Source organism: Pseudomonas crudilactis (genome assembly GCF_013433315.1).
Taxonomy (GTDB): Bacteria; Pseudomonadota; Gammaproteobacteria; order Pseudomonadales; family Pseudomonadaceae; genus Aquipseudomonas; species Aquipseudomonas crudilactis.
Genome location: NZ_WXVV01000002.1, coordinates 47,999 through 70,271, shown reverse-complemented (window position 1 = coordinate 70,271; position 22,273 = coordinate 47,999). Strand labels below are relative to the sequence as shown.

25 protein-coding genes and 1 pseudogene are annotated in these 22,273 nt (G+C 60.3%); 16 read left to right on the top strand and 10 right to left on the bottom strand.

Features of this window, described 5'->3' with window-relative positions:
- Positions 1 to 2: 2 nt before the first annotated feature.
- Positions 3 to 176, bottom strand: a complete 174-nt coding sequence (lptM, locus tag GTU76_RS02755; protein WP_007911098.1) for an LPS translocon maturation chaperone LptM — start codon at positions 174 to 176, stop codon at positions 3 to 5.
- 244 nt (positions 177 to 420) lie between these two features.
- Between lptM and cyaY the strand changes: the two genes are divergently transcribed.
- From cyaY to rnk, 3 genes are all read left to right on the top strand, one after another.
- The gene (gene cyaY, locus GTU76_RS02750; protein WP_007911100.1) at positions 421 to 753 is read left to right on the top strand and encodes an iron donor protein CyaY; all 333 of its coding nucleotides are present in this window, start codon (positions 421 to 423) and stop codon (positions 751 to 753) included.
- A gap of 4 nt (positions 754 to 757) precedes the next feature.
- Complete coding sequence (locus tag GTU76_RS02745) at positions 758 to 982, top strand: DUF1289 domain-containing protein (protein WP_175555616.1); 225 nt, start codon at positions 758 to 760, stop codon at positions 980 to 982.
- A gap of 128 nt (positions 983 to 1,110) precedes the next feature.
- Positions 1,111 to 1,530 (top strand): nucleoside diphosphate kinase regulator, encoded by a 420-nt coding sequence (gene rnk / locus GTU76_RS02740; protein WP_016985881.1) that lies wholly within the window; start codon positions 1,111 to 1,113, stop codon positions 1,528 to 1,530.
- 6 nt (positions 1,531 to 1,536) lie between these two features.
- On the opposite strand, the gene GTU76_RS02735 is transcribed toward rnk, so the two are convergent.
- The 3 genes from GTU76_RS02735 to GTU76_RS02725 form a co-directional block, all read right to left on the bottom strand.
- A complete protein-coding gene (locus tag GTU76_RS02735; protein WP_016985882.1) occupies positions 1,537 to 4,380 on the bottom strand; it encodes a class I adenylate cyclase in 2,844 nt (947 codons plus the stop codon).
- Positions 4,381 to 4,563: 183 nt separating this feature from the next.
- Entirely contained in the window at positions 4,564 to 4,809 is a 246-nt protein-coding gene (locus GTU76_RS02730) for a TIGR02647 family protein (protein WP_008084565.1), read from the bottom strand.
- A gap of 263 nt (positions 4,810 to 5,072) precedes the next feature.
- Positions 5,073 to 5,354 (bottom strand): hypothetical protein, encoded by a 282-nt coding sequence (locus GTU76_RS02725; RefSeq protein WP_180698028.1) that lies wholly within the window; start codon positions 5,352 to 5,354, stop codon positions 5,073 to 5,075.
- 123 nt (positions 5,355 to 5,477) lie between these two features.
- Between GTU76_RS02725 and GTU76_RS02720 the strand changes: the two genes are divergently transcribed.
- Positions 5,478 to 6,137 (top strand): glutathione S-transferase family protein, encoded by a 660-nt coding sequence (locus GTU76_RS02720; protein ID WP_180698027.1) that lies wholly within the window; start codon positions 5,478 to 5,480, stop codon positions 6,135 to 6,137.
- Between the two features lie 107 nt (positions 6,138 to 6,244).
- On the opposite strand, the gene argH is transcribed toward GTU76_RS02720, so the two are convergent.
- Complete coding sequence (gene argH, locus GTU76_RS02715; RefSeq protein WP_007911110.1) at positions 6,245 to 7,639, bottom strand: argininosuccinate lyase; 1,395 nt, start codon at positions 7,637 to 7,639, stop codon at positions 6,245 to 6,247.
- A gap of 335 nt (positions 7,640 to 7,974) precedes the next feature.
- On the opposite strand from argH, the pseudogene GTU76_RS30510 reads away from it, so the two are divergent.
- The 8 genes and pseudogenes from GTU76_RS30510 to GTU76_RS02680 form a co-directional block, all read left to right on the top strand.
- Positions 7,975 to 8,115 (top strand): annotated as a pseudogene (locus GTU76_RS30510) (sensor histidine kinase); the annotation flags it as partial.
- Entirely contained in the window at positions 8,112 to 8,858 is a 747-nt protein-coding gene (locus GTU76_RS02710) for a LytR/AlgR family response regulator transcription factor (protein ID WP_007911111.1), read from the top strand. The pseudogene GTU76_RS30510 and the gene GTU76_RS02710, both read left to right, overlap by 4 nt.
- Before the next feature lie 137 nt (positions 8,859 to 8,995).
- Complete coding sequence (gene hemC / locus GTU76_RS02705; protein ID WP_180698026.1) at positions 8,996 to 9,937, top strand: hydroxymethylbilane synthase; 942 nt, start codon at positions 8,996 to 8,998, stop codon at positions 9,935 to 9,937.
- Complete coding sequence (locus tag GTU76_RS02700; RefSeq protein ID WP_016985885.1) at positions 9,934 to 10,695, top strand: uroporphyrinogen-III synthase; 762 nt, start codon at positions 9,934 to 9,936, stop codon at positions 10,693 to 10,695. The genes hemC and GTU76_RS02700 overlap by 4 nt, the downstream gene beginning before the upstream one ends.
- Before the next feature lie 16 nt (positions 10,696 to 10,711).
- Complete coding sequence (locus GTU76_RS02695; protein WP_016985886.1) at positions 10,712 to 11,854, top strand: uroporphyrinogen-III C-methyltransferase; 1,143 nt, start codon at positions 10,712 to 10,714, stop codon at positions 11,852 to 11,854.
- Complete coding sequence (locus GTU76_RS02690; RefSeq protein ID WP_016985887.1) at positions 11,851 to 13,089, top strand: heme biosynthesis protein HemY; 1,239 nt, start codon at positions 11,851 to 11,853, stop codon at positions 13,087 to 13,089. Before GTU76_RS02695 ends, GTU76_RS02690 begins: the two co-directional genes overlap by 4 nt.
- Positions 13,090 to 13,307: 218 nt before the next feature.
- Positions 13,308 to 13,859, top strand: coding sequence for a disulfide bond formation protein B (locus GTU76_RS02685; protein ID WP_016985888.1), 552 nt, complete (start codon positions 13,308 to 13,310; stop codon positions 13,857 to 13,859).
- A 183-nt stretch (positions 13,860 to 14,042) separates the two neighbouring features.
- Complete coding sequence (locus GTU76_RS02680) at positions 14,043 to 14,501, top strand: Rsd/AlgQ family anti-sigma factor (protein WP_016985889.1); 459 nt, start codon at positions 14,043 to 14,045, stop codon at positions 14,499 to 14,501.
- A gap of 57 nt (positions 14,502 to 14,558) precedes the next feature.
- Here GTU76_RS02680 and GTU76_RS02675 read toward each other — a convergent pair whose 3' ends face one another.
- Entirely contained in the window at positions 14,559 to 15,224 is a 666-nt protein-coding gene (locus GTU76_RS02675; RefSeq protein ID WP_016985890.1) for an FKBP-type peptidyl-prolyl cis-trans isomerase, read from the bottom strand.
- A 192-nt stretch (positions 15,225 to 15,416) separates the two neighbouring features.
- Here GTU76_RS02675 and GTU76_RS02670 point away from each other — a divergent pair, with 192 nt between their 5' ends.
- Positions 15,417 to 16,610, top strand: coding sequence for an AlgP family protein (locus GTU76_RS02670; protein WP_180698025.1), 1,194 nt, complete (start codon positions 15,417 to 15,419; stop codon positions 16,608 to 16,610).
- Here the strand turns inward: GTU76_RS02670 and GTU76_RS02665 are convergent.
- Positions 16,607 to 17,068, bottom strand: coding sequence for a TIGR02444 family protein (locus tag GTU76_RS02665; protein WP_180698024.1), 462 nt, complete (start codon positions 17,066 to 17,068; stop codon positions 16,607 to 16,609). The genes GTU76_RS02670 and GTU76_RS02665 overlap by 4 nt on opposite strands.
- A 50-nt stretch (positions 17,069 to 17,118) precedes the next feature.
- Here GTU76_RS02665 and GTU76_RS02660 point away from each other — a divergent pair, with 50 nt between their 5' ends.
- From GTU76_RS02660 to rhtB, 3 genes are all read left to right on the top strand, one after another.
- Entirely contained in the window at positions 17,119 to 19,029 is a 1,911-nt protein-coding gene (locus GTU76_RS02660; RefSeq protein WP_175555608.1) for an ATP-binding cassette domain-containing protein, read from the top strand.
- Positions 19,029 to 19,610, top strand: a complete 582-nt coding sequence (locus tag GTU76_RS02655; protein WP_016985893.1) for a mechanosensitive ion channel family protein — start codon at positions 19,029 to 19,031, stop codon at positions 19,608 to 19,610. Before GTU76_RS02660 ends, GTU76_RS02655 begins: the two co-directional genes overlap by 1 nt.
- A gap of 157 nt (positions 19,611 to 19,767) precedes the next feature.
- Positions 19,768 to 20,400 (top strand): homoserine/homoserine lactone efflux protein, encoded by a 633-nt coding sequence (gene rhtB, locus GTU76_RS02650; protein ID WP_180698023.1) that lies wholly within the window; start codon positions 19,768 to 19,770, stop codon positions 20,398 to 20,400.
- 114 nt (positions 20,401 to 20,514) lie between these two features.
- Here the strand turns inward: rhtB and GTU76_RS02645 are convergent, their stop codons facing one another.
- The 3 genes from GTU76_RS02645 to GTU76_RS02635 are packed head-to-tail and all read right to left on the bottom strand — an operon-like array spanning position 20,515 to position 22,260.
- On the bottom strand, positions 20,515 to 21,258 hold the full coding sequence (locus tag GTU76_RS02645) for a penicillin-binding protein activator LpoB (RefSeq protein ID WP_122604515.1): 744 nt from the start codon (positions 21,256 to 21,258) through the stop codon (positions 20,515 to 20,517).
- Positions 21,259 to 21,261: 3 nt separating this feature from the next.
- A complete protein-coding gene (gene lpoB / locus GTU76_RS02640; RefSeq protein ID WP_016772610.1) occupies positions 21,262 to 21,849 on the bottom strand; it encodes a penicillin-binding protein activator LpoB in 588 nt (195 codons plus the stop codon).
- A 36-nt stretch (positions 21,850 to 21,885) separates the two neighbouring features.
- Positions 21,886 to 22,260 (bottom strand): YcfL family putative periplasmic lipoprotein, encoded by a 375-nt coding sequence (locus GTU76_RS02635; RefSeq protein ID WP_007911131.1) that lies wholly within the window; start codon positions 22,258 to 22,260, stop codon positions 21,886 to 21,888.
- Between the last annotated feature and the right edge of the window lie 13 nt (positions 22,261 to 22,273).

The window sequence follows — 22,273 nt, the reverse complement described above, 5'->3', positions numbered from 1 at the left end:
CCTTATTGGTAAACGTCGTGCTTGTGTGCTTTGGACGGTTGCTTCTGCGAAGACTGGGCTTGCTCGGCCGGGTCCTGATCGTCATCCGGCAGGTACAGCGGGCCTTTTTGACCACAGGCCGAAACGAGGCAGGCAACCGCGACGAGCGCAGCAAGGGAAGAGATCAGGCGCTTCATGGCGAAATCCTTGAAAATGCGTTAATTGCGCCGGAGTATACCGGCCACCCGGCGGCTTGCCTATGCGATGGCCCTCCCGTCCGGCGGGGCTTGCCTAAAGCTGCCCGAACCGCCGCTCACTCCTACAAGGGTTTGGTGTCAGGAGTGGGGCAGGGTGCTTGGTCGTTAATCTTTGCAATCGGCCGGCAGCGTCCGTATCTTTCGGCGCTTGAGCCTGATCAGAACATTTTTTGAGGTTGCCGCAATGAGTTTGTCCGAAGCCCGTTTTCACGATCTGGTCGATGAAACCCAGGAAAAACTGGAAGACATCTTTGATGAAAGTGATCTGGATATCGACATGGAGAACTCGGCCGGTGTGCTCACCGTCAAGTTCGAAAACGGCTCGCAGCTGATCTTCAGCCGTCAGGAGCCGCTGCGTCAGCTGTGGCTGGCGGCGGTGTCCGGTGGTTTCCACTTCGACTACGACGAAGAAAGCGAGCGCTGGATGTGCGACAAGAGCGAAGAGCAACTGGGCGAAATGCTCGAGCGCATCGTCAAGCAACAGGCCGGCGCCGAATTCGATTTCGAAGGTCTGTGATTCCGTGACTGACACCGCTCCTGTTCGTCCACCGAAGCCGCTCTACAGCAACATCAGCCCGGCCGTGCCTTCGCCGTGCAGCGGCGTTTGCCGGCTGGACGAACAAAAGGTCTGCCTGGGCTGCTTCCGCCATGTCGAAGACATTCGCGAATGGCGCTCGGCGGACGACGAGCGGCGACGGGTAATTTGCGCGCAGGCGGCGCAGCGCAAACAGTGCGGCGGGGCGTGACTTGTATATTTTTTGAGCTGTGATAGTGTCCGAACACGCCTCAACCCATCGAGGCCTGGTGAAAACCCCGTCTTTTTTGGCGGGGTTTTGCTTTTTTTGTGTGCAGAAGAAAGGAGTCTGCCCGGATCATGACCGCACCTTCCATCACCCTTACCCGTCTGGACGTGCAACGTCTGGAACGCCTGATCGACAGCCTGAACGATAAAGACCAGGCTGCGCCGGGCGTGATTGCGCTGCAAACCGAGCTGGACCGCGCCGATACCGTGGTTGGCCACGATGAAGTGCCCGCCGATGTCGTGACCATGAATTCCCGTGTGCATTGCCGCGAAGAAGGCAGTGGCAAGGACTATCACCTGACGCTGGTCTATCCCAAGGATGCCAACGCCGATGAAGGCAAGATTTCCATTCTGGCTCCGGTCGGCAGCGCGCTGCTGGGCCTGAAAGTCGGTCAACACATCGACTGGCCGGCCCCGGGTGGCAAGACCCTGAAGCTGACCTTGCTCGAAGTCGAATCGCAACCGGCCAACGGTGGTGCGTTTCCCGAGTAACCCGCCTCAGACCTGTTCGAGCGCTTCGTTCAGGGCGCGCTCCAGGTCAGCCTTGTAGCGCAGATACAGATTGCTTGAACTCTGCCCGTCACCGAGCAGGCCAGAAAGGTCGAGGTCGGTGATGTAGCAGCGATAGCGTTCGCTGTCGCGGCGCTGCTCGACGATCTCCCGGGCGACCACGCTGAACAGCTGGTCGCCATGTTCCAGCTCACTGAATTCCCGTTGATTGCAATACAGGGTGACCTGCACTTCGCCCGGTGCGGCTTTGCCGACGATCGCCTGTACGTCGTAGAACGGCTTGTTTACCGGCGTCTGCGGTGCTGGTCGCGCTTCGACCCGTCGTGCGCGCCCAGGGCCGGAAGGCAATAACTGGTAATACAAAGTTTCGAGGCGGGCATCGGGACCGGCGTCCATCGGCAGCACGGCTTCGCGGCGGAACAGGATCGATTGCAGGAAGCGCTGCAACGGCACCAACAGACTCTGCTCATCGTGATAGGGCAAATGTTGCTGCCACAGCGCGTTGTACTCATCCAGCACATACAACTCGGCCTGCTGCTCGGTGATCCGGTAGAACACCTGGATGCATTCCGGCTGACCCATCGGCAGGATCAATGCGAGGTCGTGTTCCTCCAGCGCCATCGGATCCAGATGCAGCGGACTGTAGCGCGGCTGTTCTTCACCAAGGTAATCCAGCAACGCTGGCAATGTCGCGAGGGCGACGTGGTTGACCTGGCCCGGCACCAATTCCAGTACGTGGTAATGCTGCTGCACCTGAATCAGATAGCGGTGATTCAACTCGCTGAGCAGCAGGTTCTGCGCGGTGTCGATGATTTCTTCTACCCGGCGGGCGATGAACTGCGCGCGGTTGTGGCAGAAGCAACGCACCTTCAACGACGGCTGCAAGGCCCCCCGCGGCAGGTTGTTAAGGTAGTCGCGCAGGCAATCGAGCAGGGCATGCGGGCCGTCGAAGCGGTTGACCAGTACTTCGTTCCAACTGTTGAGCGTGACCTGATCCAGGGTCAGCACAAGGTTTTCGCGCACGCCGGCGTAACTCAGCGAGTCGGTGCGCTCGGTGGTCATCAGGATGTTCAGGTCGCGGTGATGTTTTAGCGGGTCAATCCCGACGTTGACCAGGATCAGCACTTCGCTCGGTACCGCGGCGCGCAGCAATGGCTCTTCAGCCACTGTAGGCAGGGGCAGGGCGATGCACTGTTGCAGGCTGCCAAGCAGGTTGAACAGCTCGAACTCGCTCAAGTCGCTGGTGCCGGGATGCAAAGCGAGGCGGGTGCTGCTGTCGATCACGCCGTTGCGGTGGCACCAGGTCAGCAACTCAAGCAATTCGCGGCTGCGCTTTATAGGCGCGAAGTGTTCCCACTCCAATGCGGTGAGGCTGCCGTTATACAGGCCCCACTGGGTTTGCCCCGGTTCCTTTTTGTTGCGCGACTGCACCAGGGTCAGGGTGTCTTCGGCCAGGTCCGGGGCGATGCCGGGGTTGATGAACTCGACCTTGTCGGCCTTGCGTTCGAAGGCGGCATAGAGTCGGCGCCCCAGCACATTGAGATCGCGTTTGTTGATCAGGCTGACGGTCTGCTCGGTGCGGGCAAACTGGGTCAGGAAGCGATAGCTGTAGTTCAGCTCATTCACCAGCGCGCGGCGCTCGGCGCTGACCTGGCGGACTTTCCACTGGCTGCGGCTGTCGAGCAGCGTCAGTTGCCGCTGATCCCAATGCCATTCACTGGCCAGTCGTTCCAGCAACGAGCGTTGCCAGCTCTGGGTGCGGCTGTTGCCGGTGAGCTTGCGGTTGACCTTCAGGTACAGCGCGCGGCGCACCAGCTCCAGCCGTTCCGGTTCGTTGCGCGCGGTGAGGTATTCCTCAATGCGCCGGTACACGACCATGTACGGATCCAGCTCATCGAGATCGAGCTGATTGGCGAACACGGCTTTCTTGAAACGCAGGCTCAGGCAGTGCACCTGCGGGTGTTCGCTGGCGTAGACCTCGGTCAGCAGCAGCTTGAGCACCGACTTGTAGGGTGACTCGATGCCTTTGAACAACTGCCACAATCCGGCGCCGATGAACTCGCCCGGCGGAATCCGCGCCAGATGGCCAAGGTCGAGGGTTTCGTCGGCGCGGATAAAGCGCTTGGACAGTAGGGTGTGGGTGTAAAGGTCGTAGGCGGTTTCTTCGTAAACCGGCACCAGCCACCAGATCGGCGTGCGCCCGGCCAGCCAGATTGCGGTGCGGTAGAACTCATCCAGCAGCAGATAGTGCTGAGTGCTGCCGCAGTTTTCCGAGCTGAGCTGGGTGTCGCGTTCGCCTTTGACGAAGCGCGCCGGGTCGATCAGAAAGAAATGCGCCTCGGCGCCCTGGCTCGCTGCCCAGGCCTCAAGCAACTGACATTTTTTGCCCAGTTCAGCGAGTTCGCTTTCGCTCATATCCGGCGCGTGGCAGACCCATACGTCCATGTCACTCTGATCGGCCTGCGCCAGCGTGCCGAGGCTGCCCATCAGAAACAGTCCGTGGATCGGGCGCGGTGGATTGCTGCCGTGGCGCGGTTTGTAGGAGAACGAACGGGTCAGGCGCTGCGCTTCGGCAAGGGTGTTGGCGTCCGGCTCGTAATTCGACAGGCCGGCCGGTGTACTGCCCGAGACATAGCCCGGTAGCAGCGGATGGTTGACGTGGAAGAACAACGGCAACAACGTCAACACGCTCTGTTGGCGTGTCGACAGGCCTTCGAGGGCGCGGCCGAGGCGGCCTTCATTGAGTTTGAGAAAACGCGCGCGCAGCTGGCTGAGTACCTTGCGGTCGATACCTTCGTCCAGGTCGGGGCGGATTTCGTGGGTGCGCGTCATATCAGCTCAAACCGGCTCGCAGGCTCGGACGAAGAGGGTCTCGGAATGGGAGGCAGTTTAGCCTTTGCGCAGCGGGACTTTTAAGCTGAATTTGTTTTTTGACGTCAGATTTCTATCGCGGATGACCGGGCAGGCCCGCGGAAATCCCGTGGCAGGAGTTCCCGTGGGCAAAGTCAGGGGGAATCAGGCGGTTTCCTGCTCTCTCAGAATGGTCAGCACGGTTTGCACATTTTGTGCGGCGTCGCGACCGAGGCTGGTCAGATATCCGCCATCGGGCTGATCGGTCAGGTCTTTCTCGAAGAGGCGTTTGGCGGCAGAAATATGTTTCGGGGCAGCGGTCTGATGAATTTTCAAACCTTCCTGGGAACTGTCCAGGGGAAAGAGTGCGAGGACTTCCAGTTCGGCAACCAACTCAGGGGTAAGCGACATAAGGACTCCAGACTTTCTAGGAATTGGACGACAGCGTCCCTAAGGTGAACCCGCTTTTGCGGCATGTCCAGTGCTCAGATCAGGGATTTTGTCTTGAGGCGGATTCCAGTGTAGTCGGGGCTCAGGCGCAGGGCCGATAGATGGGTGACAAATTGTGTGGGAGCGAGCTTGCTCGCGAAAGCGATGTGTCATTCACCAAATAAGTTGACTGATAAAACGCCTTCGCGAGCAAGCTCGCTCCCACAGGGGGGAATATGTTGTTACTACTTTTCTGGCGGCAACTCAGGCAATGCACGCAACGCCGCTTCGTACCATTCGGTATTGAACGCGCGGTCTTCATCGAGCATCGCGTCAATCTCGTAGGCCAGCACATGTGCCATCAGATTGAGGATCTCTTCACGCTCAACGCCCACCAGGGTCAGCTTGTTGAAGGTCGCTTTGGCCGCTGGCGGGTTGTCGCTTTCGATCTGGTTCTCGATGGCTTCGATCAAAGTAGCCTCGGTGAACTCTTCTTCGTCGTTGTCGATGTCTGTCGGCTCGCTCATGGCAGGCTCCTCATGGAAAGGCGCCAGTTTACCCGCATTCAGCGGCGTGATGCTGCTGGCGCGATTCGCCTGCGCGATCTATAAACAGGCACTGCCCACCCCGCACGGCCTGGAGGCTATGTGATGTTCAAGCTCTACGGATTCTCAGTCAGCAACTACTACAACATGGTCAAACTGGCGCTGCTGGAAAAAGGCCTGCCGTTCGAAGAGGTCACGTTCTACCCGACGCAGACACCCGAGTCTCTGGCCATCAGCCCGCGCGGCAAGGTCCCGGTGCTTGGTGTGGACGCTGGTTTCATCAACGAAACCGCGATCATCCTCGAATACCTCGAGCAAACCGAGAAAGGCACGCCGCTGCTGCCGAGCGATCCGTTCAAGCGCGCGCAGGTGCTGGCAATTGCCAAGGAAATCGAGCTGTACATCGAACTGCCGGGACGCGCCTGCTATGGCGAAGCGTTCTTCGGCATGACCTTGCCGGACGCCATCAAGGAAAAGACCAAGACCGAATTGCTGCTGGGGTTTGCCGCACTGGGACGGCACGGCAAATTCGCCCCGTATGTGGCGGGCGACAGTCTGAGCATCGCCGATTTGTACTTCCTCTACAGCGTGCCGCTGGCCTGTGCCGTCGGGCAGAAACTGTTCGGGATTGATTTGCTGGCGGAGATGCCGCAGGCGAAGGCGTTGCTGGAGCGGCTTGAGCAGAATCCGCATGTGCAGAAGATTGCGGCGGACAAGGAAGCGGCGATGCCGGCGTTTTTGGCGATGATCGCTGCCAAGAAGTGAGGTTTGTAGTTGAGTTGAAAGCAGCTATCGCGAGCAGGCTCACTCCTACAGGGGAACGCATTCCAATGTAGGAGTGAGCCTGCTCGCGATGCTTTTGGCTTTTTCTGTTAGCGGCTGGCGATCAGGGCCTGACCGCGAACCACTGCTGCCTTGACCTGCGCCGGCGCAGTGCCGCCGATATGGTCACGGGCATTCACCGAGCCTTCCAGTGTCAGCACGGCAAACACATCCTGCTCGATCTGATCGCTGAACTGGCGCAGTTCTTCCAGGCTCATCTCGGCCAGATCCTTGCCCGTGTCCACGCCGTACTTCACCGCATGGCCAACGATCTCGTGGCAATCACGGAACGGCAGACCACGGCGCACCAGATAATCCGCCAGATCGGTCGCGGTGGAGAAACCACGCAGCGCCGCTTCACGCATGATCGCGTGCTTCGGTTTGATCGCCGGGATCATGTCGGCAAAGGCCCGCAGCGAATCGCGCAGGGTATCGGCGGCGTCGAACAGCGGCTCTTTGTCTTCCTGGTTGTCTTTGTTGTAGGCCAGCGGTTGGCCTTTCATCAGGGTCAGCAGGCCCATCAGTGCGCCGAACACACGGCCGGTCTTGCCGCGTACCAGCTCCGGCACGTCGGGGTTTTTCTTTTGCGGCATGATCGAACTGCCGGTGCAGAAGCGGTCCGGCAGATCGATGAACTGGAACTGCGCGCTGGTCCACAGCACCAGCTCTTCGGAGAAGCGCGACAGGTGCATCATCGCGATGCTCGCGGCCGAGCAGAATTCGATGGCGAAATCGCGATCGGAAACGTTGTCCAGCGAGTTGCCGCCAACCGCGTCAAAACCCAGCAATTGTGCGGTGTATTCACGGTCGATCGGGTAGGTGGTGCCGGCCAGCGCGGCGCTGCCCAGTGGCATGCGGTTGGTGCGCTTGCGGCAGTCGACCAGACGCTCGTAGTCGCGGCTGAGCATTTCGAACCAGGCCAGCATGTGGTGCCCGAAGGTCACCGGTTGCGCGGTCTGCAGGTGAGTGAAGCCCGGCATGATGCTCGCGGCTTCGCGCTCGGCTTGCTCCAGCAGGCCTTTTTGCAGGCGGGTGATTTCGGCGAGGATCAGGTCGATCTCGTCACGCAGCCACAGGCGGATGTCGGTGGCGACCTGATCGTTGCGGCTACGCCCGGTGTGCAGCTTTTTACCGGTGACGCCGATGCGGTCGGTCAGCCGTGCTTCGATGTTCATGTGCACGTCTTCGAGGTCGATGCGCCAGTCGAACTGGCCGGCCTCGATTTCGCCCTGAATGGTCTTCAGGCCATCGATGATGCTGTCGCGCTCGGCATCGGTCAGCACGCCGACCTTGGCCAGCATGGTGGCGTGGGCGATCGAGCCCATGATGTCGTGGCGATACAGGCGCTGGTCGAAAGTGACGGAGGCGGTGAAGCGGGCGACGAAGGCGTCGACGGGTTCACTGAAGCGGCCGCCCCAGGACTGATTGGTCTTGTCAGTGCTCATGAATTCGCTCGTATCGGCTTGAAGAAAAAAGGCGTGAAACGCTGGCGCGGATAATAACAGGGTTGCCAATCCTGTCGTTGACACTGGTCGATACGTTTTTTTCTCATTGTCTGCGCCATAGTCGACGCTGACCGCGGCGGTTTTGCGCAAGGATATTTTTCGATTGAGCAATATCGGCCCGACGAACGTCTACAGTTGGACATAAGGGTCGACGCGGCTGTGGATCGCGCAAAGGTCTGGCCGCCGACTATAAGAAGAGGGGGTGGGTGTAATTGTTCTTCGGCAATCCCCGTGAGAAACGCAGGAAACAGCGGGCTTTGAGCAGTACGACCCGGACACTGGCAAATATTGCTGGCCGACGTACGGCACTTTTTGGCGCTCGGGCTAGTCTTAGCGTGGATCGCGGTGACGGACGTCACTTCACCTGTCTACGCTATCCTTGTGCGAGACTCACGCAGGAATCCAGCGCAATATGAATGTCCTGATCGTTGATGACGAACCACTGGCTCGCGAGCGCCTCAGCCGAATGGTGAGCGAGCTCGAGGGTTATACAGTTCTGGAGCCCAGCGCCACGAATGGCGAAGAGGCGTTGGCACTGATCGACAGCCACAAACCGGATATCGTGCTGCTCGATATCCGCATGCCGGGCCTCGATGGCCTGCAGGTTGCTGCCCGTCTGTGCGAACGCGAAACGCCGCCGGCCGTGGTGTTTTGCACCAGCCCCGATGAATTTGCCGTGGAAGCCCTGCAGGCCAGCGCCGTGGGCTATGTGGTGAAACCCGTGCGAACCGAACATCTGCATGACGCCCTGAAACGGGCTGAACGTCCCAATCGGGCGCAACTCTCGGCCCTGACCCGTCCCGCTGCCGAAAGTGGCACCGGGCCGCGCAGCCACATCAGCGCCCGCACCCGCAAAGGCATCGAACTGATCCCGCTGGATCAGGTGGTCTATTTCATTGCCGACCACAAATACGTGACCCTGCGTCACGAAGCCGGTGAGGTGCTGCTGGACGAACCGCTCAAAGCCCTTGAAGACGAATTCGGCGAACGCTTCGTGCGTATCCATCGCAACGCGCTGGTCGCCCGCGATCGTATCGAGCGGCTGCAACGCACGCCGCTGGGGCATTTTCAGCTGTTCCTCAAAGGTCTTAATGGTGATGCGCTGATCGTCAGTCGTCGCCATGTGGCCGGTGTGCGCAAAATGATGCAGGGGCTGTAACCCGGTCATTCCGGGCGGCTCCTCGTTCCTTTACCAGGCATTGCCGGCCAGGGAGGCCGCGCCGTTTCTGATTCAAGTCAAAGTGGATTTGGCTGAGCTGTTATTATCCGCCGTATCTATTCAGTACGGATTGATCCATGTCCTCTCGCGAAATCCGCATCGCCACCCGTAAAAGTGCGCTGGCCCTCTGGCAGGCCGAATACGTCAAAGCCCGTCTGGAAGCGGCCCACCCGGGCCTGCTGGTGACGCTGGTGCCCATGGTCAGTCGCGGCGACAAGCTGCTCGATTCGCCGCTGTCGAAGATCGGCGGAAAGGGCCTGTTCGTCAAAGAACTGGAAACCGCACTGCTGGAAAACGAAGCCGACATCGCCGTGCACTCGATGAAAGACGTGCCGATGGATTTCCCTGAAGGCCTCGGTCTGTTCTGCATCTGCGAGCGTGAAGATCCGCGTGATGCCTTCGTTTCCAATACGTATGCAAGTCTGGAGGCGTTGCCGGCCGGCAGCATTGTCGGCACGTCGAGTCTGCGTCGTCAGGCGCAATTGCTGACCCGCCGTCCAGACCTGGAAATCCGTTTTCTGCGTGGCAACGTCAACACCCGTCTGGCCAAGCTTGATGCTGGCGAGTACGACGCGATCATCCTCGCCGCAGCGGGTTTGATCCGCCTCGGTTTCGAAGACCGCATCACCTCGGCGATCAGCGTTGATGACAGCCTGCCGGCCGGTGGTCAGGGTGCGGTCGGCATCGAGTGCCGTAGTGCCGACACTGAAATCCACGCCTTGCTCGCACCTTTGCATCATGCCGACACCTCTTCGCGGGTGACCGCCGAACGTGCCCTCAATAAACATTTGAATGGCGGCTGCCAGGTGCCGATCGCCTGCTACGCCGTGCTCGAAGGTGAGCAGTTGTGGCTGCGCGGTCTGGTCGGTGAACCGAGCGGTGGCAAGCTGCTCAGCGCCGAAGCTCGCGCGCCGCGCGCCGATGCCGAAGCATTGGGCGTGAAGGTCGCCGAAGACCTGCTCAGCCAGGGCGCCGACGATATTCTCAAAGCGGTCTATGGCGAGGCAGGTCACGAGTGACTGGCTGGCGCCTGCTGCTGACGCGCCCTGCGGAGGACTGTGCGGCGCTGGCCGAGACGTTGGCCGGGCAGGGGATTTTCAGTAGTTGTTTGCCGCTTCTGGACATTGTCGCGCTGCCAGTCTCTGACAAAATTCGTCAGGCGATTGCGCGGTTGCCGCGTTGCAACGCGGTGATTGTGGTCAGCAAACCGGCGGCACGTATTGCGGTGGATCTGCTAGACGGCTCGTCGTCGTTGACGATGCCTTGGTTCAGTGTCGGAGCCGCGACCGCGCAGATTCTCCGCGATCACGGCCTCGACGTCAGCTTCCCGGCTGACGGCGATGACAGCGAAGCCTTGCTGCAATTACCGCGTCTGCGTGAGGCGGTCAGCCAGCCCGGTGCGCAGGTGTTGATCCTGCGCGGTGAGGGCGGCCGCGAACTACTCGCCGAGCGCCTGCGCGAGCTAGGTGCTAGTGTCGAGTATCTGGAATTGTATCGACGTGATCTGCCAGCCTACGCCCCGAAGGAACTGTCGCGGCGGATCGAAGCGGAACGCTTGAACGGGCTGGTGGTCAGCAGTGGACAGGGTTTTGAGCACCTGCGTCAGATGGCTGGCGACTCCTGGCCGACAATCGCGCAATTGCCGTTGTTTGTACCAAGCCCAAGAGTCGCCGAGCAGGCATTTGCCGCCGGGGCTCAAACAGTTGTGGATTGCCGCGGCGCGAGTGCCGCGGCTTTGCTGACGGCGCTACGGGAGCATCCCGAACCCGTTTTCTAATGCAAAGGATGGATACGTGAGCGAAACAGCCTTGCCTAAAGATGATGTGCAACCTGTGATTGAAACCCAGGTTGAAACTCCACCGCCGGCCACAGAGCCGCGCCGAGGCAATGGACTGGCCATCGTCGCCTTGTTGCTCGGCGCCGCCGGCGTCGCGATCGGTGGCTGGGGTGTCTGGCAGGTGCGACATCTGCAGACCAATACTCAGCAGCAATCCGGTGAAGTACAGGCATTGAACGATCAGGCGCAGAGCCTGAAGCTCAATGAACAGCGACTGACCGAGCGCCTCGCGCAGTTGCCGGGTGCCGACGAACTCGCCGAGCGCCAGCGTCTGGTGACGCAACTTCAGGGCGATCAACAGCGCCTCAATCAACGTCTGGAAACCGTCCTTGGCGCCAGCCGCAAGGACTGGCGCCTGGCTGAGGCAGAGCATTTGCTGCGTCTGGCCAGCCTGCGTCTTTCGGCGTTGCAGGACATCAGCAGCGCTCAGGCGCTGGTGCAGGGCGCTGACGAAATTCTCCGTGAGCAAAACGATCCCGGCTCCTTCGCCGCTCGCGAGCAAGTGGCGAAAACCCTCGTGGCGCTGCGCAGCACTGCGCAGCCGGATCGAACCGGTTTGTTCCTGCGTCTCGGCGCGCTGCGTGATCAGGTCATCGAGCTCACCGAGCTGGCGCCGGAGTACAAGGATCGTGGCGAGTCGCTGCTGGGCCTGACGGCCGACGGTGATGGCGCCAGCCGCTGGGCGCAGTGGTGGGATCAGGTCTCGCGCTACATCCGTATCGATTTCAACGCCGACAAGAATGTGCGGCCGTTGCTGGCCGGGCAGAGCCTGAGTCAGGTTCGTCTGGCCCTGAGCCTTGCGCTTGAACAGGCGCAGTGGGCAGCGCTCAACGGGCAGGCGCCGGTCTACACCCAGGCACTGGCCGAAGCACGTGATGTGCTCAAGGGCAATTTCAATCCGGACAATCCGCAAAGCAAAGTGATGCTGGAGCAGGTCGGCGAGCTCAGCAAGGAACCGGTTACGGTCGTGACTCCGGATCTGGCCGGTACGCTGAGTGCGGTGCAAGCCTATCTTGAGCGGCGCAACGTCAACGCCGAAGAGTCGGTGAAACCCTTTGCCAAACCTGCCGCCAACACCGCGCAGGAGGCCACGCCATGAAACGCCTGTATGTGATCGTGTTTCTGGTGATCGCGGCGACGGCGGCGCTGGGCTTTGCAGTGGCACAGCATTCTGGCTACGTGCTGATTGCCTACAAGAGCTTCCGTTACGAAGCGAGTCTTTGGGCAACGCTGGCGGTCATCGCGGTGTTGTGGCTATTGATCTGGGGCATCAAGGCGCTGGTCGAGTTGGTCATGACGTCGAGTGGTGTGGTCAATCCATGGTCGCGGCGTAACCGCAGTCGACGGGTGCAGGTCGCCATCGAACACGGCCAACTGGATCTGGCCGAAGGTCGTTGGGCCAGTGCTCAGCGTCATCTTTATCGTGCGGCCGAAGCCGAGCGTCAGCCATTGCTGTACTACCTCGGTGCTGCCCGTGCGGCCAATGAGCAGGGCAATTACGAAGAGTGCGATCGTTTGCTTGAGCGCGCACTGGAGCGTCAGCCTCAAGCAGAGCTGGCTATCGCTTTAAGCCATGCGCAGTTGCAGACCGACCGTGGCGATACCGACGGTGCCTTGGTGACCTTGCAAGCGATGCATGATCGTCATCCGCACAATGCGCAGACGCTGCGCCAGTTGCAGCGTTTGTATCAGCAGCGCGGCGAATGGTCGGCGGTGATTCGTTTGCTGCCGGAATTGCGCAAGGACAAAGTCTTGCCCCCAGCCGAACTGGCTGAACTTGAGCGCCGTGCCTGGGGTGAAAACCTCTCGCTGGCAGCGCAGCGCGAGGAGGACGGCAGCGTTGGCTTGCAGTCGCTCACGCGTGCCTGGCAGCAGCTCACCTCGGCGCAGCGTCAGGAGCCACCGCTGGTACTGGCATACGCCGAACAGCTGCGCCAGCTGGGCGCTCAGGTCGAAGCGGAAGAAGTGTTGCGCACCGCCCTCAAGCGCAAGTACGACAGCCATCTGGCCCGTCTCTACGGTCTGGTGCGCGGCAGTGATCCGGCCCGTCAGTTGCAAACTGCCGAAGGCTGGCTGAAGGATCACCCCAACGATCCGAGCTTGCTGCTGACCCTTGGCCGCCTGTGTCTGCAAACCAGTCTGTGGGGCAAGGCGCGGGATTATCTGGAAAGCAGCCTGCGTGTGCAGCGCAATCCTGAAGCCTGTGCGGAACTGGCGCGTCTGCTCGCACAGCTGGGCGATACCGAGCGCAGCAATCAGTTGTTCCAGGAAGGCCTCGGTCTGCTGGACGAACGCCTGCTGGCCGCGCCGTTGCCGGTTCCAGCGCAGGTCTGAAGTGGCGGGGGAGGCAGCTCCCTCGCTTACCTTTTGTGGCTGAAATTTCAACTTCGTTGAGCGCCAGAAGCAAATTCCTACAGCGGTCTACACCGATTCCTCTCAAACCTGTCGGGTTTTCCCTACACCTCTGGTGAACTGTCGGCAGGGCCTCGCCTTGAAAGGCTGACACGCTTTCCTCTACCGTAACCGTCTGTCTCTACTGTTACGGAAAAGCCATGTCGTTGGCCTGCTCACGCTCCTTGTTCTTCATGGCTTTCACTGCGGGGGCCTTTGCTCTGGGAGCTTCCTATTATCTTGAATATGCTGTCGGTCTGAAGCCGTGCAGCTTGTGTCTGGTGCAGCGCCTGTTCCTTACGCTGCTGTGCGTGTGCAGTGGCATGGCAGCGGTGCACGGCCCCGGGCGTGTCGGTTTGTGGTTCTACTGGCTGTTGACGCTGGTCGCGAGCCTGGGCGGCACTACGGCCGCCTGGCGACAGGTATTGATACAGAGTGACCCGATGTTGCAACTGCTCAAATGTACCCCGCACCCCGAGACATTGTTCAGTGGTCTGCCCTGGATCTGCGCCTTGCAAAGGATGTTTAGCGGTGGTGCCGATTGCGCGGAAATATCCTGGACGCTGTTCGACCTGAGCATCCCGGAGTGGAGCCTGTTGTTCTTTGTCGCGGTATCGATACTGGCGGTGTATCAATTGTTACGGCTGGCCTGGAGTGCTCTGCAACGCCCGCTCAGCGGCGAAGCGTCGCACCGGCAGCTGCTACGGGATTAAACACTTGTATGAACTTTATCTCCTGCGTACCTTGAAGCCATAGGCGTGCGGGCATAATCTGGCCCGCACGTGTCATTGGATTTATGTTGCTCGATGACGCTCTGCCCGGCCGTCCCCCAAGTCAAAATCAAAAGAGGGGCGCGGGTGTAGAGCAGCATGACCCACAAGGGAAGAGAGATCGCCATGCTCGAAAGTTGTCAGAATGCTCAGGAACGCTGGGGTGGAGTTCATCTGCTGATCGACCGCTGGTTGCAGGAGCGTGAAGAGCTGATCGGCGCCTATGACAAGCTCGGCGCACAGCCTGAGTCGCTGTCGGAGAGCCGCAAGCCTTTGCAGGAATTCTGCGGCGTGCTGGTCGATTACGTCTCGGCCGGGCACTTCGAAATCTATGAACAGCTGACCGGCGAAGCCAAGGCGTTCAACGATAAGCGCGGCCTCGAACTCGCCGAGACGATATACCCGCGCATCGATGTCATCACCGAAAAGCTTCTTGCGTTCAATGATCTTTGCGATGAAGGCAAATGCGTTGCCGAGAAATTCAAGGAGCTCGGCGGCCTGCTTCACGAACGTTTCGAACTGGAAGATTGCCTGATTGAAGTGCTGCATACAGCACACAAGGAAGAAGATCCGGTTCAGGCTTGACCCAAGCCTTGATCAAAAAACGGTGTGCCCGAAAGCGCACCGTTTTTTATTGTCCGCTCAACTCGTCGCGCCGCGTAATTCCACTTCGAACACCAGCGGGGTGAACGGTGCGATCAGGTCGCCGGCACCGTCGGCGCCGTAGGCTTGATCCGATGGAATCACCAGCCGCCATTTTGCGCCCACCGGCATGTTCTGCAACGCCGTGCGCCAACCGGCAATCACGCTGTCGAGATTGAACCATTGCGGCTGAGTGTTCTGATCGAACACGGTGCCGTCCGGCAACCGTCCGACATACAGCACCTGCACTTTTCCATCGGGACCCGCCTTGGCGCCGTTGCCAGGCGTCAGCTCGGTGAGCAGGATGCCGTCGGCCAGTTCCTTCACGCCTGGTTTGGCTTTTTCAGTGGTGAGAAAACGCTGTTCGTTTTCCATCGCCGCGTCGCTCGAAGGCTGTGCCGAATGTTCGGCATTCTGCGATTCGTGATCAGCCAGAATCTGTTCAATGCGTGCTTCGCTCAGCGCCAGCGGCTTGCCCTGATAGGCTTGCTGCAAGCCATCGACCAACGCTTGAATCTGCAATTGCGGGACCTCCTGCCGCAACCGTTCACCGAGGCTGGCACCGAGGCTGTAGGCCAGATCGTGAGCGTCGTTTGCGGTGGTTTTTTCGTCAGCGTGAACGGCCGAAAAAACCATGCAGAGGGATAAAAAAAAGTAGCGCGACATGGGCACTCTCCGTCCTGAGATGCGGTGGATTATGCCAGCGTGAACGTCTGCAACGGTGAACTGCTTTTGCCTTCGCGCAGAACATTTTCACTTCGGTGCAACGCAACGCAATCGATACTGTCAAGATGCCCTAGCGGCGGTAACTGCAGAGGTCTAGTATGAGCCGCACTCACGTCAGCCAGGAGGTAAACCATGTCGGCCACCAAGAAGCCTGTAAATACTCCGTTGCACTTACTCCAACAACTCTCGGGCAGCCTGCTCGAGCATCTGGAAAACGCTTGCTCCCAAGCCTTGGCTGATGCTGAAAAACTGCTCGCCAAACTGGAAAAGCAACGCGGCAAGGCGCAGGAAAAACTGCATAAATCCCGCACCAAATTGCAGGACGCAGCTGCCGCCGGCAAAGCCAAGGCGCAGAACAAAGCCAAGGCCGCAGTGAAAGAACTGGAAGACCTGCTCGATGCCTTGAAGGATCGTCAGTCCGACACCCGCAGCTACATTCTGCAACTCAAGCGCGATGCCCAGGAGAGCCTGAAACTGGCTCAAGGTGTTGGTCGCGTTCAAGAAGCCGTGGGCAAAGTATTGTCCACCCGCGCAGCCAAACCGGCAGCTGCACCGGCGAAGAAAGCAGCTGCGAAACCGGCTGCTGCAAAAGCTCCAGCGAAAACCGCAGCGGCCAAGCCTGCTGCAAAAGCTGTTGCTAAATCCACCGCCAAGCCTGCTGCCAAAGCACCGGTGAAAGCGGCTGCAAAACCAGCTGCCAAAGCTGTCGCAAAACCTGCAGCGAAAAAACCAGCTGCGGCAAGTGCTGCAAAGCCAGCGGCTAAAACCACTGCGGCAAAACCTGCTGTGCGTACTGCCGCTGCTAAACCCGCTACCCGTGTCGCCGCTGCTAAACCAGCTGCCAAGCCAGCCACTGCCAAAGCTGCTCCAGCAAAAACCGCCGCTGCCAAACCGGCCGCTAAACCTGCTGCTAAAGTTGCGGCAAAACCAACTGCCAAGACTGCCGCTGCCAAACCGGCTGCCAAACCGGCTGCCAAGCCTGCCGCTAAACCAGCAGCCAAACCAGCCGTGAAAGCGGCTGCGAAACCTGCCGCCAAGCCAGCCGCTGCTGCTAAACCAGCAACTGCTGCTGCCAAGCCTGCTGCTGCAAAAACTACCGCCAAGCCAGCTGCAAAACCTGCTGCAAAACCCGCCGTTAAAAAGCCAGCCGCTGCCAAACCAGCTGCCGCCAAACCGGCTACCACTCCAGCTGCCAAGCCTGCTGCGCCAGCCACTCCGGCCACGCCAGCCGCCGCTGCACCAGCCGCTACTACCTCGACCCCTTCGACTGCGCCATCGCCAGCCGCTGCGTCGAGCGTCAGCAACAACCCGACCAGCGCTTCCTAAGTGCCGGTTGCCGCGACGCGCAGCACTCGCAGCGCGTCGCGGTTCGGGTCGGCTGCCGTGCCGGTCAATTCTTCAAGCCAGGTTATTGAACCTGCGTCGTTTCGCAGCCACTCCTGCGCCACCCCCTCAAGCCGTGACAGCAACGCTCGCTCAGCTTCCAGCTCAAGTGATTTGATCTGCTCGCGCATGCCTTTCAACACCGCATCATCAAGCGCCCGCGCTTTCCATCGCATACGCAGTGTGCGCAGCGGCTGCACCACCTCGATATCCCATGGTTCGGTCAGCGCCTGAAGCTGGCGAACGCGTTGTTCATCGCAGGTCACTGCGCGCTGCTCCAGCCATAAACCGCACAGCAGCAGGCACACATTGGCGCCCGCCGTTTGCAGTTGCAGGCAGGCGTCTTCCACGCCCGGTCGGGCGTAGGTGGCAAGGGAAAAGCTCCACAGGTCAGAGGACATCGTGCTACTCGCGCCAGTTGTGAGCGAAGCTGGTAGACTCCGCCGCCATTATGATCCGACTTCAGAACCTGACTTTACAGCGTGGCCCGCAACGTCTGCTAGAAGACGCCGAGCTGACCCTGCACGCCGGCCACAAAGCCGGCCTCATCGGTGCCAACGGCGCCGGCAAATCCAGCCTGTTCGCCTTGATTCGGGGTGAGCTGCACCCGGACTCGGGTGATTGCTTCTTGCCGGCTGACTGGCGCATCGCCCACATGCGCCAGGAAATCGAGACGCTCGAGCGCCTTGCCGTCGACTATGTGCTCGATGGCGACCTGCGTCTACGCGAGGTGCAACGTGACCTCGCCGCTGCCGAAGCCGCGCACGACGGTGCCGCTCAGGCCCGCCTGCACTCGGAACTCGACAGCGCCGACGGTTACACCGCCGATGCGCGGGCGCGCAAGTTGCTCGCCGGTCTCGGTTTCACCAACGAGCAGATGGATCGTCAGGTCGGGGATTTCTCCGGTGGCTGGCGGATGCGTCTGAATCTGGCGCAGGCATTGATGTGCCCGTCGGACCTGTTGTTGCTCGACGAACCGACCAACCACTTGGACCTCGACGCGATCATCTGGCTCGAAGAGTGGCTGAAAAGCTATCCGGGCACCTTGCTGCTGATCTCCCACGACCGTGATTTCCTCGATGAAGTCGTCGATCACGTGGCCCATGTCGATCAGCGCAAAATCACCCTGTATCGCGGCGGCTACACCGCGTTCGAACGCGCCCGTGCCGAGCGTCTGGCCCAGCAGCAACAGGCCTACGAGAAGCAGCAGGCGCAACGTGCGCACATGGAAAGCTACATCGCCCGTTTCAAGGCCCAGGCCACCAAGGCCCGTCAGGCGCAGAGCCGGATCAAGGCCCTGGAGCGGATGGAAGAGCTGTCGGCGGCCCACGTCGATTCGCCGTTCGACTTCGTCTTCCGCGAGTCGACGAAGATCTCCAGCCCGCTGATCGACCTGTCCGATGCGCGTCTGGGTTATGGCGACAAAACCATCCTCGAGAAGGTCAAGCTGCAACTGACCCCGGGCGCGCGTATCGGCCTGCTCGGGCCGAACGGTGCGGGTAAATCGACCCTGATCAAGAACCTCGCCGGCGAGCTGTCACCGCTCGGCGGGCGCCTGACCCGTGGCGAGAACACCGTGGTCGGCTACTTCGCTCAGCATCAGCTCGATTCGCTGGATTCCAAGGCCAGTCCGTTGCTGCACATGCAGCGTCTGGCGCCGACCGAACGCGAGCAGACCCTGCGCGACTTCCTCGGCGGCTTCGACTTCCGTGGCGCCCGCATCGATGAGCCGGTGCTGAATTTCTCCGGTGGTGAAAAGGCGCGTCTGGCCCTGGCATTGATCGCTTGGGAACGCCCGAACCTGTTGCTGCTCGACGAACCAACCAACCACCTCGATCTGGAAATGCGCCTGGCGCTGACCATGGCCCTGCAGGAATTCAGCGGTGCGGTACTGGTGGTGTCTCACGATCGGCACTTGCTCAAGAGCACCACCGACAACTTCTACCTGGTCGCTGACGGCAAGGTCGAAGAGTTCGATGGCGATCTCGAAGACTATGCGCGCTGGCTGGTGGAATACCGCCAGCGTAATGCGCCGGTCAGCAACACCCCGGTGAACCCGGACAAGACCGACAAGAAGGCTCAGCGTCAGGCGGCGGCTGCGTTGCGTCAGCAACTGGCCCCGCACAAGCGTGAAGCCGACAAGCTTGAAGCTGAGCTTGGCAAGCTTCACGAGAAACTGGCCAAGGTCGACGCCAGCCTTGGTGACAGCGACATCTACGAGCCGGCGCGCAAGAGCGAGCTGCGTGATCTGCTCGCCGAGCAGGCCAAGCTGAAGGTTCGCGAAGGCGAGCTGGAAGAGGCGTGGATGGAAGCCCTCGAGGTATTGGAAAGCATGCAAGCGGAGCTGGAGGCGCTGTCCTGATGGAAGCGTTCAAGCTGCCGCTGCCGGCGGTGTGGGTCGAGCCGATCTGGTTTACGGTGCAGATTCTGTTGATTCTGCTGGCCGGCTATCTCACCCAGCGCTTCGTCGCCAAAGGCCTGACCCGGTTGGGTGAGCGCTATCCGTTTCCGCCGCAGTTGCTGATGCCGCTGCGCGGTGTGTTGCGCTGGCTGATCATGGGCAGCGCGCTGATCTTCGTATTGGAACGCCTCGGGGTTTCGGCCACGGTGTTGTGGACGGCGCTGTCGGGCTTCGTTGCGGTGGCAGCAGTCGCGTTCTTCGCGATGTGGAGTGTGTTGTCGAATTTGCTTTGCGCGATTCTGATCTTCACGGTCGGGCCGTTTCGCCTGGGCGATATCGTTGAGCTGGTGGACACCACGGACAAGCCAGGCGTGAAGGGGCGAGTGGTGGCGATCAATCTGCTCTACACCACGTTGATCGAGGCTGAAGAGCTGGGGACTGGCAGCGCGATGGTGCAGGTGCCGAACAGCTTGTTCTTCCAGCGTTCGGTGCGGCGTTGGCGTGGGACGGATGTGTTTCCGTCGAGCGGGTTCGAGAAGTAGATTTTCCAAGCAAGATCAAAAGATCGCAGCCTTCGGCAGCTCCTACAGGGTGAACGTCAATCCCGTGTAGGAGCTGCCGCAGGCTGCGATCTTTTGCTTTTAGCCCCAAACCGCATTAGCTTTGACGTCTTGTCACGAGCATGAGTCGAGGTGTGCGATGGAGCTTCAAACATGGCTGGCGTTTTTTGCCGCCTGCTGGGTGATCAGTCTGTCCCCGGGTGCCGGCGCCATTGCGTCGATGTCCAGCGGTCTGCAATACGGTTTCTGGCGCGGTTACTGGAATGCCCTCGGCCTGCAGATCGGCCTGGCGGTGCAGATTGCGATTGTCGGCGCCGGTGTTGGCGCGATCCTGACCGCTTCGGCCACGGCGTTCCATGCGATCAAATGGTTTGGTGTCGCTTACCTCGTGTACCTGGCTATCAAGCAATGGCGTGCGCAGCCCATGGACATGAGCGATGACGCGGCGGTACGGCCGATCGGCAAGCCGCTGGCGCTGGTCTTCCGCGGCTTTCTGGTGAATATCAGCAACCCCAAGGCGCTGGTGTTCATGCTCGCGGTGCTGCCGCAGTTCATCAATCCACATGCGCCGTTGCTGATTCAGTATCTGGTGATTGGCGTGACCATGGTCTGCGTCGACCTGATCGTCATGGCCGGCTACACCGGTCTGGCGTCGAAGGTGTTGCGTCTGTTGCGCACACCGCAGCAGCAGAAGCGCATGAACCGCACGTTTGCCGGGTTGTTCATCGGCGCGGCGGCGTTTATGGCAACGTTGCGCAAAGCGGCGGCGTAAACATCGCGGGCAGAAAAAAGGCGACCTTTGCGGGTCGCCTTTTTTGTGGCTGAAACGCGGAGCGTTCCGGGATGCATTCCGACGCGGAGCATGGGAATGATCAGGAGCCAGTCATCAGCGCAAGATCACTGGCGCGGTATCACGCGGCAGGTTGTTGCGCTGCGGTGCTTCGCGCGGCTGCTCGTAACCGCCGCCACCGAGCTGCATGCTCAGTTGCCCGGCCACGTCTTCACCCAAGGCCTTGGACACGTCACGCACCACCCGTGGGCGGTTCAGCGAGATCTTGATGTCGCGGTGGTTCACCAGTTTGGTGTCCTGCGCTTCGCCCATCGCCGTGAAGGCTGAGGTGATCTCGAAGGTCTTGGTGTTGATCAGGCTGAAGTCCGCCACCAATGTCAGGCCCAGCACCGCCGAATAGCTGTCGGTGTTCGCCAGCTCGTTGATGTCCTGAGTGAAGTCGATGTCCGAAACAGTGCCGAACAGCACATAGTCGGCGCCTTTGAAGTTGCCGGCCTTGATGCGCTTGATCACGTCGTAGACGTCACCCTTGGACGACGCGGTGTACGGCGTGCCCTGCACCAGCTGGAACATGCCGGTACGCAGAATTTCACCCTTGATGTCGCCAGTGAATTTGCGCAGCTCGCCTTGCTCGATGTAGCTGGTGCTCGCTTCGATCTCGTTGTAGCTCGAAGAGCCACTGGAGCTGTAGTAACCCTCGCGATGATTGCTCTGGGCGGAAACGATGTGGATGTATTGCTCCACACGTTCCTGATACGCCAGATCCGTCACCGCGACTTTCGGGGCCGCTTGCGCGCTGAACGCGCAAGCCAGGGCCATCATGCCAATCCATGCGCGCATCAATTAACGCTCCGTGGTTTTGCGGATCTCTTTTTCGTCCATCCACTCGGCCAGACCGCTTTCAACGTCGATCAGTTGCAGGCTGAATTTGTAGAAGACGTCCTTGTAGTCGCTGCTGCGCTTGACGATCGAGCTGATCGAGCCTTCGATGCGGTACTTGGCGGCAACCATGTTGCCAGTCTTGGCCACGGTGCTTTTCTTGTACAGGCCGCTCTGGTTTTGCAGCTTGAGCTGGTCAACCTGGCTCTGCATCGCGTTGTTGTCGCTGGCGAAGCGGGCCACGCCGGTTTTCATCAGCTGAGTCTTGATGCTGGTGGTGATTTCGCGGGTGTCGATGTATTCGCTGGTCTTGTTCTTCACGTCGTAGACCTGAACCACCGGACGGCCTTGCAGGATGCCGGACTGAGCCAGCGAGCGGGTCATCGACTCGGCGATCATTTGCAGGTCGGTCGAACCGAATTCGTTGGTCACGGTTTCAACCGCTTTGGTGTCGCCGTAGCTGATGTTCTTGCTGCCCAGGGTCGGCGAAGTGTTGGCGCAACCGGAGGCCAGCAGGGCGATGACGGCGATGCAGGAAAAGCGTGCAAACATGGGAATGCTCTCTAAAACAGGAATAGGGTGACAGGCTTACGGCGTCTTGATTTCCAGACGGAAGTCCACGGCTTTCGGGGTCGGGGCGATGCCTTGAATGAAGCTGGTCTGGGCGCCGTACATCATTTGGCTTTTCCACACTTCTTCTTCGGCAATCGGGAAGCCTTCCGCACCGAGCCAGGCGAAGCGGTAGTAGAAAATCTTGTTGCTGTTGAGGGTGTTGCTCAACTGCACGTTGACCGTCATGAAGCCGTTTTCGCGGGCGACGCGCATGGCGCCGACGACGATGTGTTTCTGCGGACCCATGGCCACGACTTTGCTCGCGGCGCTGCCCGGCTCTGGCGGTGGCGGGGTGGCGCAGCCGCTCGCCAGCAAGGCGAGGGCGGCGACGGCGATGAGTTTGAAGCGCATGCAAAGACTCCGT

Bases quoted from the DNA above. Each gene is read 5' to 3' on its own strand.
- argH (WP_007911110.1), bottom strand. From the start codon at position 7,639: ATGAGCACTGACAAGACCAATCAGTCCTGGGGCGGCCGCTTCAGTGAA.
- lptM (WP_007911098.1), bottom strand. From the start codon at position 176: ATGAAGCGCCTGATCTCTTCCCTTGCTGCGCTCGTCGCGGTTGCCTGC.
- hemC (WP_180698026.1), top strand. From the start codon at position 8,996: ATGTCCTCTCGCGAAATCCGCATCGCCACCCGTAAAAGTGCGCTGGCC.
- GTU76_RS02670 (WP_180698025.1), top strand. From the start codon at position 15,417: ATGTCGGCCACCAAGAAGCCTGTAAATACTCCGTTGCACTTACTCCAA.
- rhtB (WP_180698023.1), top strand. From the start codon at position 19,768: ATGGAGCTTCAAACATGGCTGGCGTTTTTTGCCGCCTGCTGGGTGATC.
- GTU76_RS02675 (WP_016985890.1), bottom strand. From the start codon at position 15,224: ATGTCGCGCTACTTTTTTTTATCCCTCTGCATGGTTTTTTCGGCCGTT.
- GTU76_RS02660 (WP_175555608.1), top strand. From the start codon at position 17,119: ATGATCCGACTTCAGAACCTGACTTTACAGCGTGGCCCGCAACGTCTG.
- GTU76_RS02685 (WP_016985888.1), top strand. From the start codon at position 13,308: ATGTCGTTGGCCTGCTCACGCTCCTTGTTCTTCATGGCTTTCACTGCG.
- GTU76_RS02725 (WP_180698028.1), bottom strand. From the start codon at position 5,354: ATGAGCGAGCCGACAGACATCGACAACGACGAAGAAGAGTTCACCGAG.
- lpoB (WP_016772610.1), bottom strand. From the start codon at position 21,849: ATGTTTGCACGCTTTTCCTGCATCGCCGTCATCGCCCTGCTGGCCTCC.
- GTU76_RS02655 (WP_016985893.1), top strand. From the start codon at position 19,029: ATGGAAGCGTTCAAGCTGCCGCTGCCGGCGGTGTGGGTCGAGCCGATC.
- GTU76_RS02735 (WP_016985882.1), bottom strand. From the start codon at position 4,380: ATGACGCGCACCCACGAAATCCGCCCCGACCTGGACGAAGGTATCGAC.
- rnk (WP_016985881.1), top strand. From the start codon at position 1,111: ATGACCGCACCTTCCATCACCCTTACCCGTCTGGACGTGCAACGTCTG.
- GTU76_RS02645 (WP_122604515.1), bottom strand. From the start codon at position 21,258: ATGCGCGCATGGATTGGCATGATGGCCCTGGCTTGCGCGTTCAGCGCG.
- GTU76_RS02665 (WP_180698024.1), bottom strand. From the start codon at position 17,068: ATGTCCTCTGACCTGTGGAGCTTTTCCCTTGCCACCTACGCCCGACCG.
- GTU76_RS02730 (WP_008084565.1), bottom strand. From the start codon at position 4,809: ATGTCGCTTACCCCTGAGTTGGTTGCCGAACTGGAAGTCCTCGCACTC.
- GTU76_RS02680 (WP_016985889.1), top strand. From the start codon at position 14,043: ATGCTCGAAAGTTGTCAGAATGCTCAGGAACGCTGGGGTGGAGTTCAT.
- GTU76_RS02710 (WP_007911111.1), top strand. From the start codon at position 8,112: ATGAATGTCCTGATCGTTGATGACGAACCACTGGCTCGCGAGCGCCTC.
- GTU76_RS02720 (WP_180698027.1), top strand. From the start codon at position 5,478: ATGTTCAAGCTCTACGGATTCTCAGTCAGCAACTACTACAACATGGTC.
- GTU76_RS02690 (WP_016985887.1), top strand. From the start codon at position 11,851: ATGAAACGCCTGTATGTGATCGTGTTTCTGGTGATCGCGGCGACGGCG.
- GTU76_RS02635 (WP_007911131.1), bottom strand. From the start codon at position 22,260: ATGCGCTTCAAACTCATCGCCGTCGCCGCCCTCGCCTTGCTGGCGAGC.
- cyaY (WP_007911100.1), top strand. From the start codon at position 421: ATGAGTTTGTCCGAAGCCCGTTTTCACGATCTGGTCGATGAAACCCAG.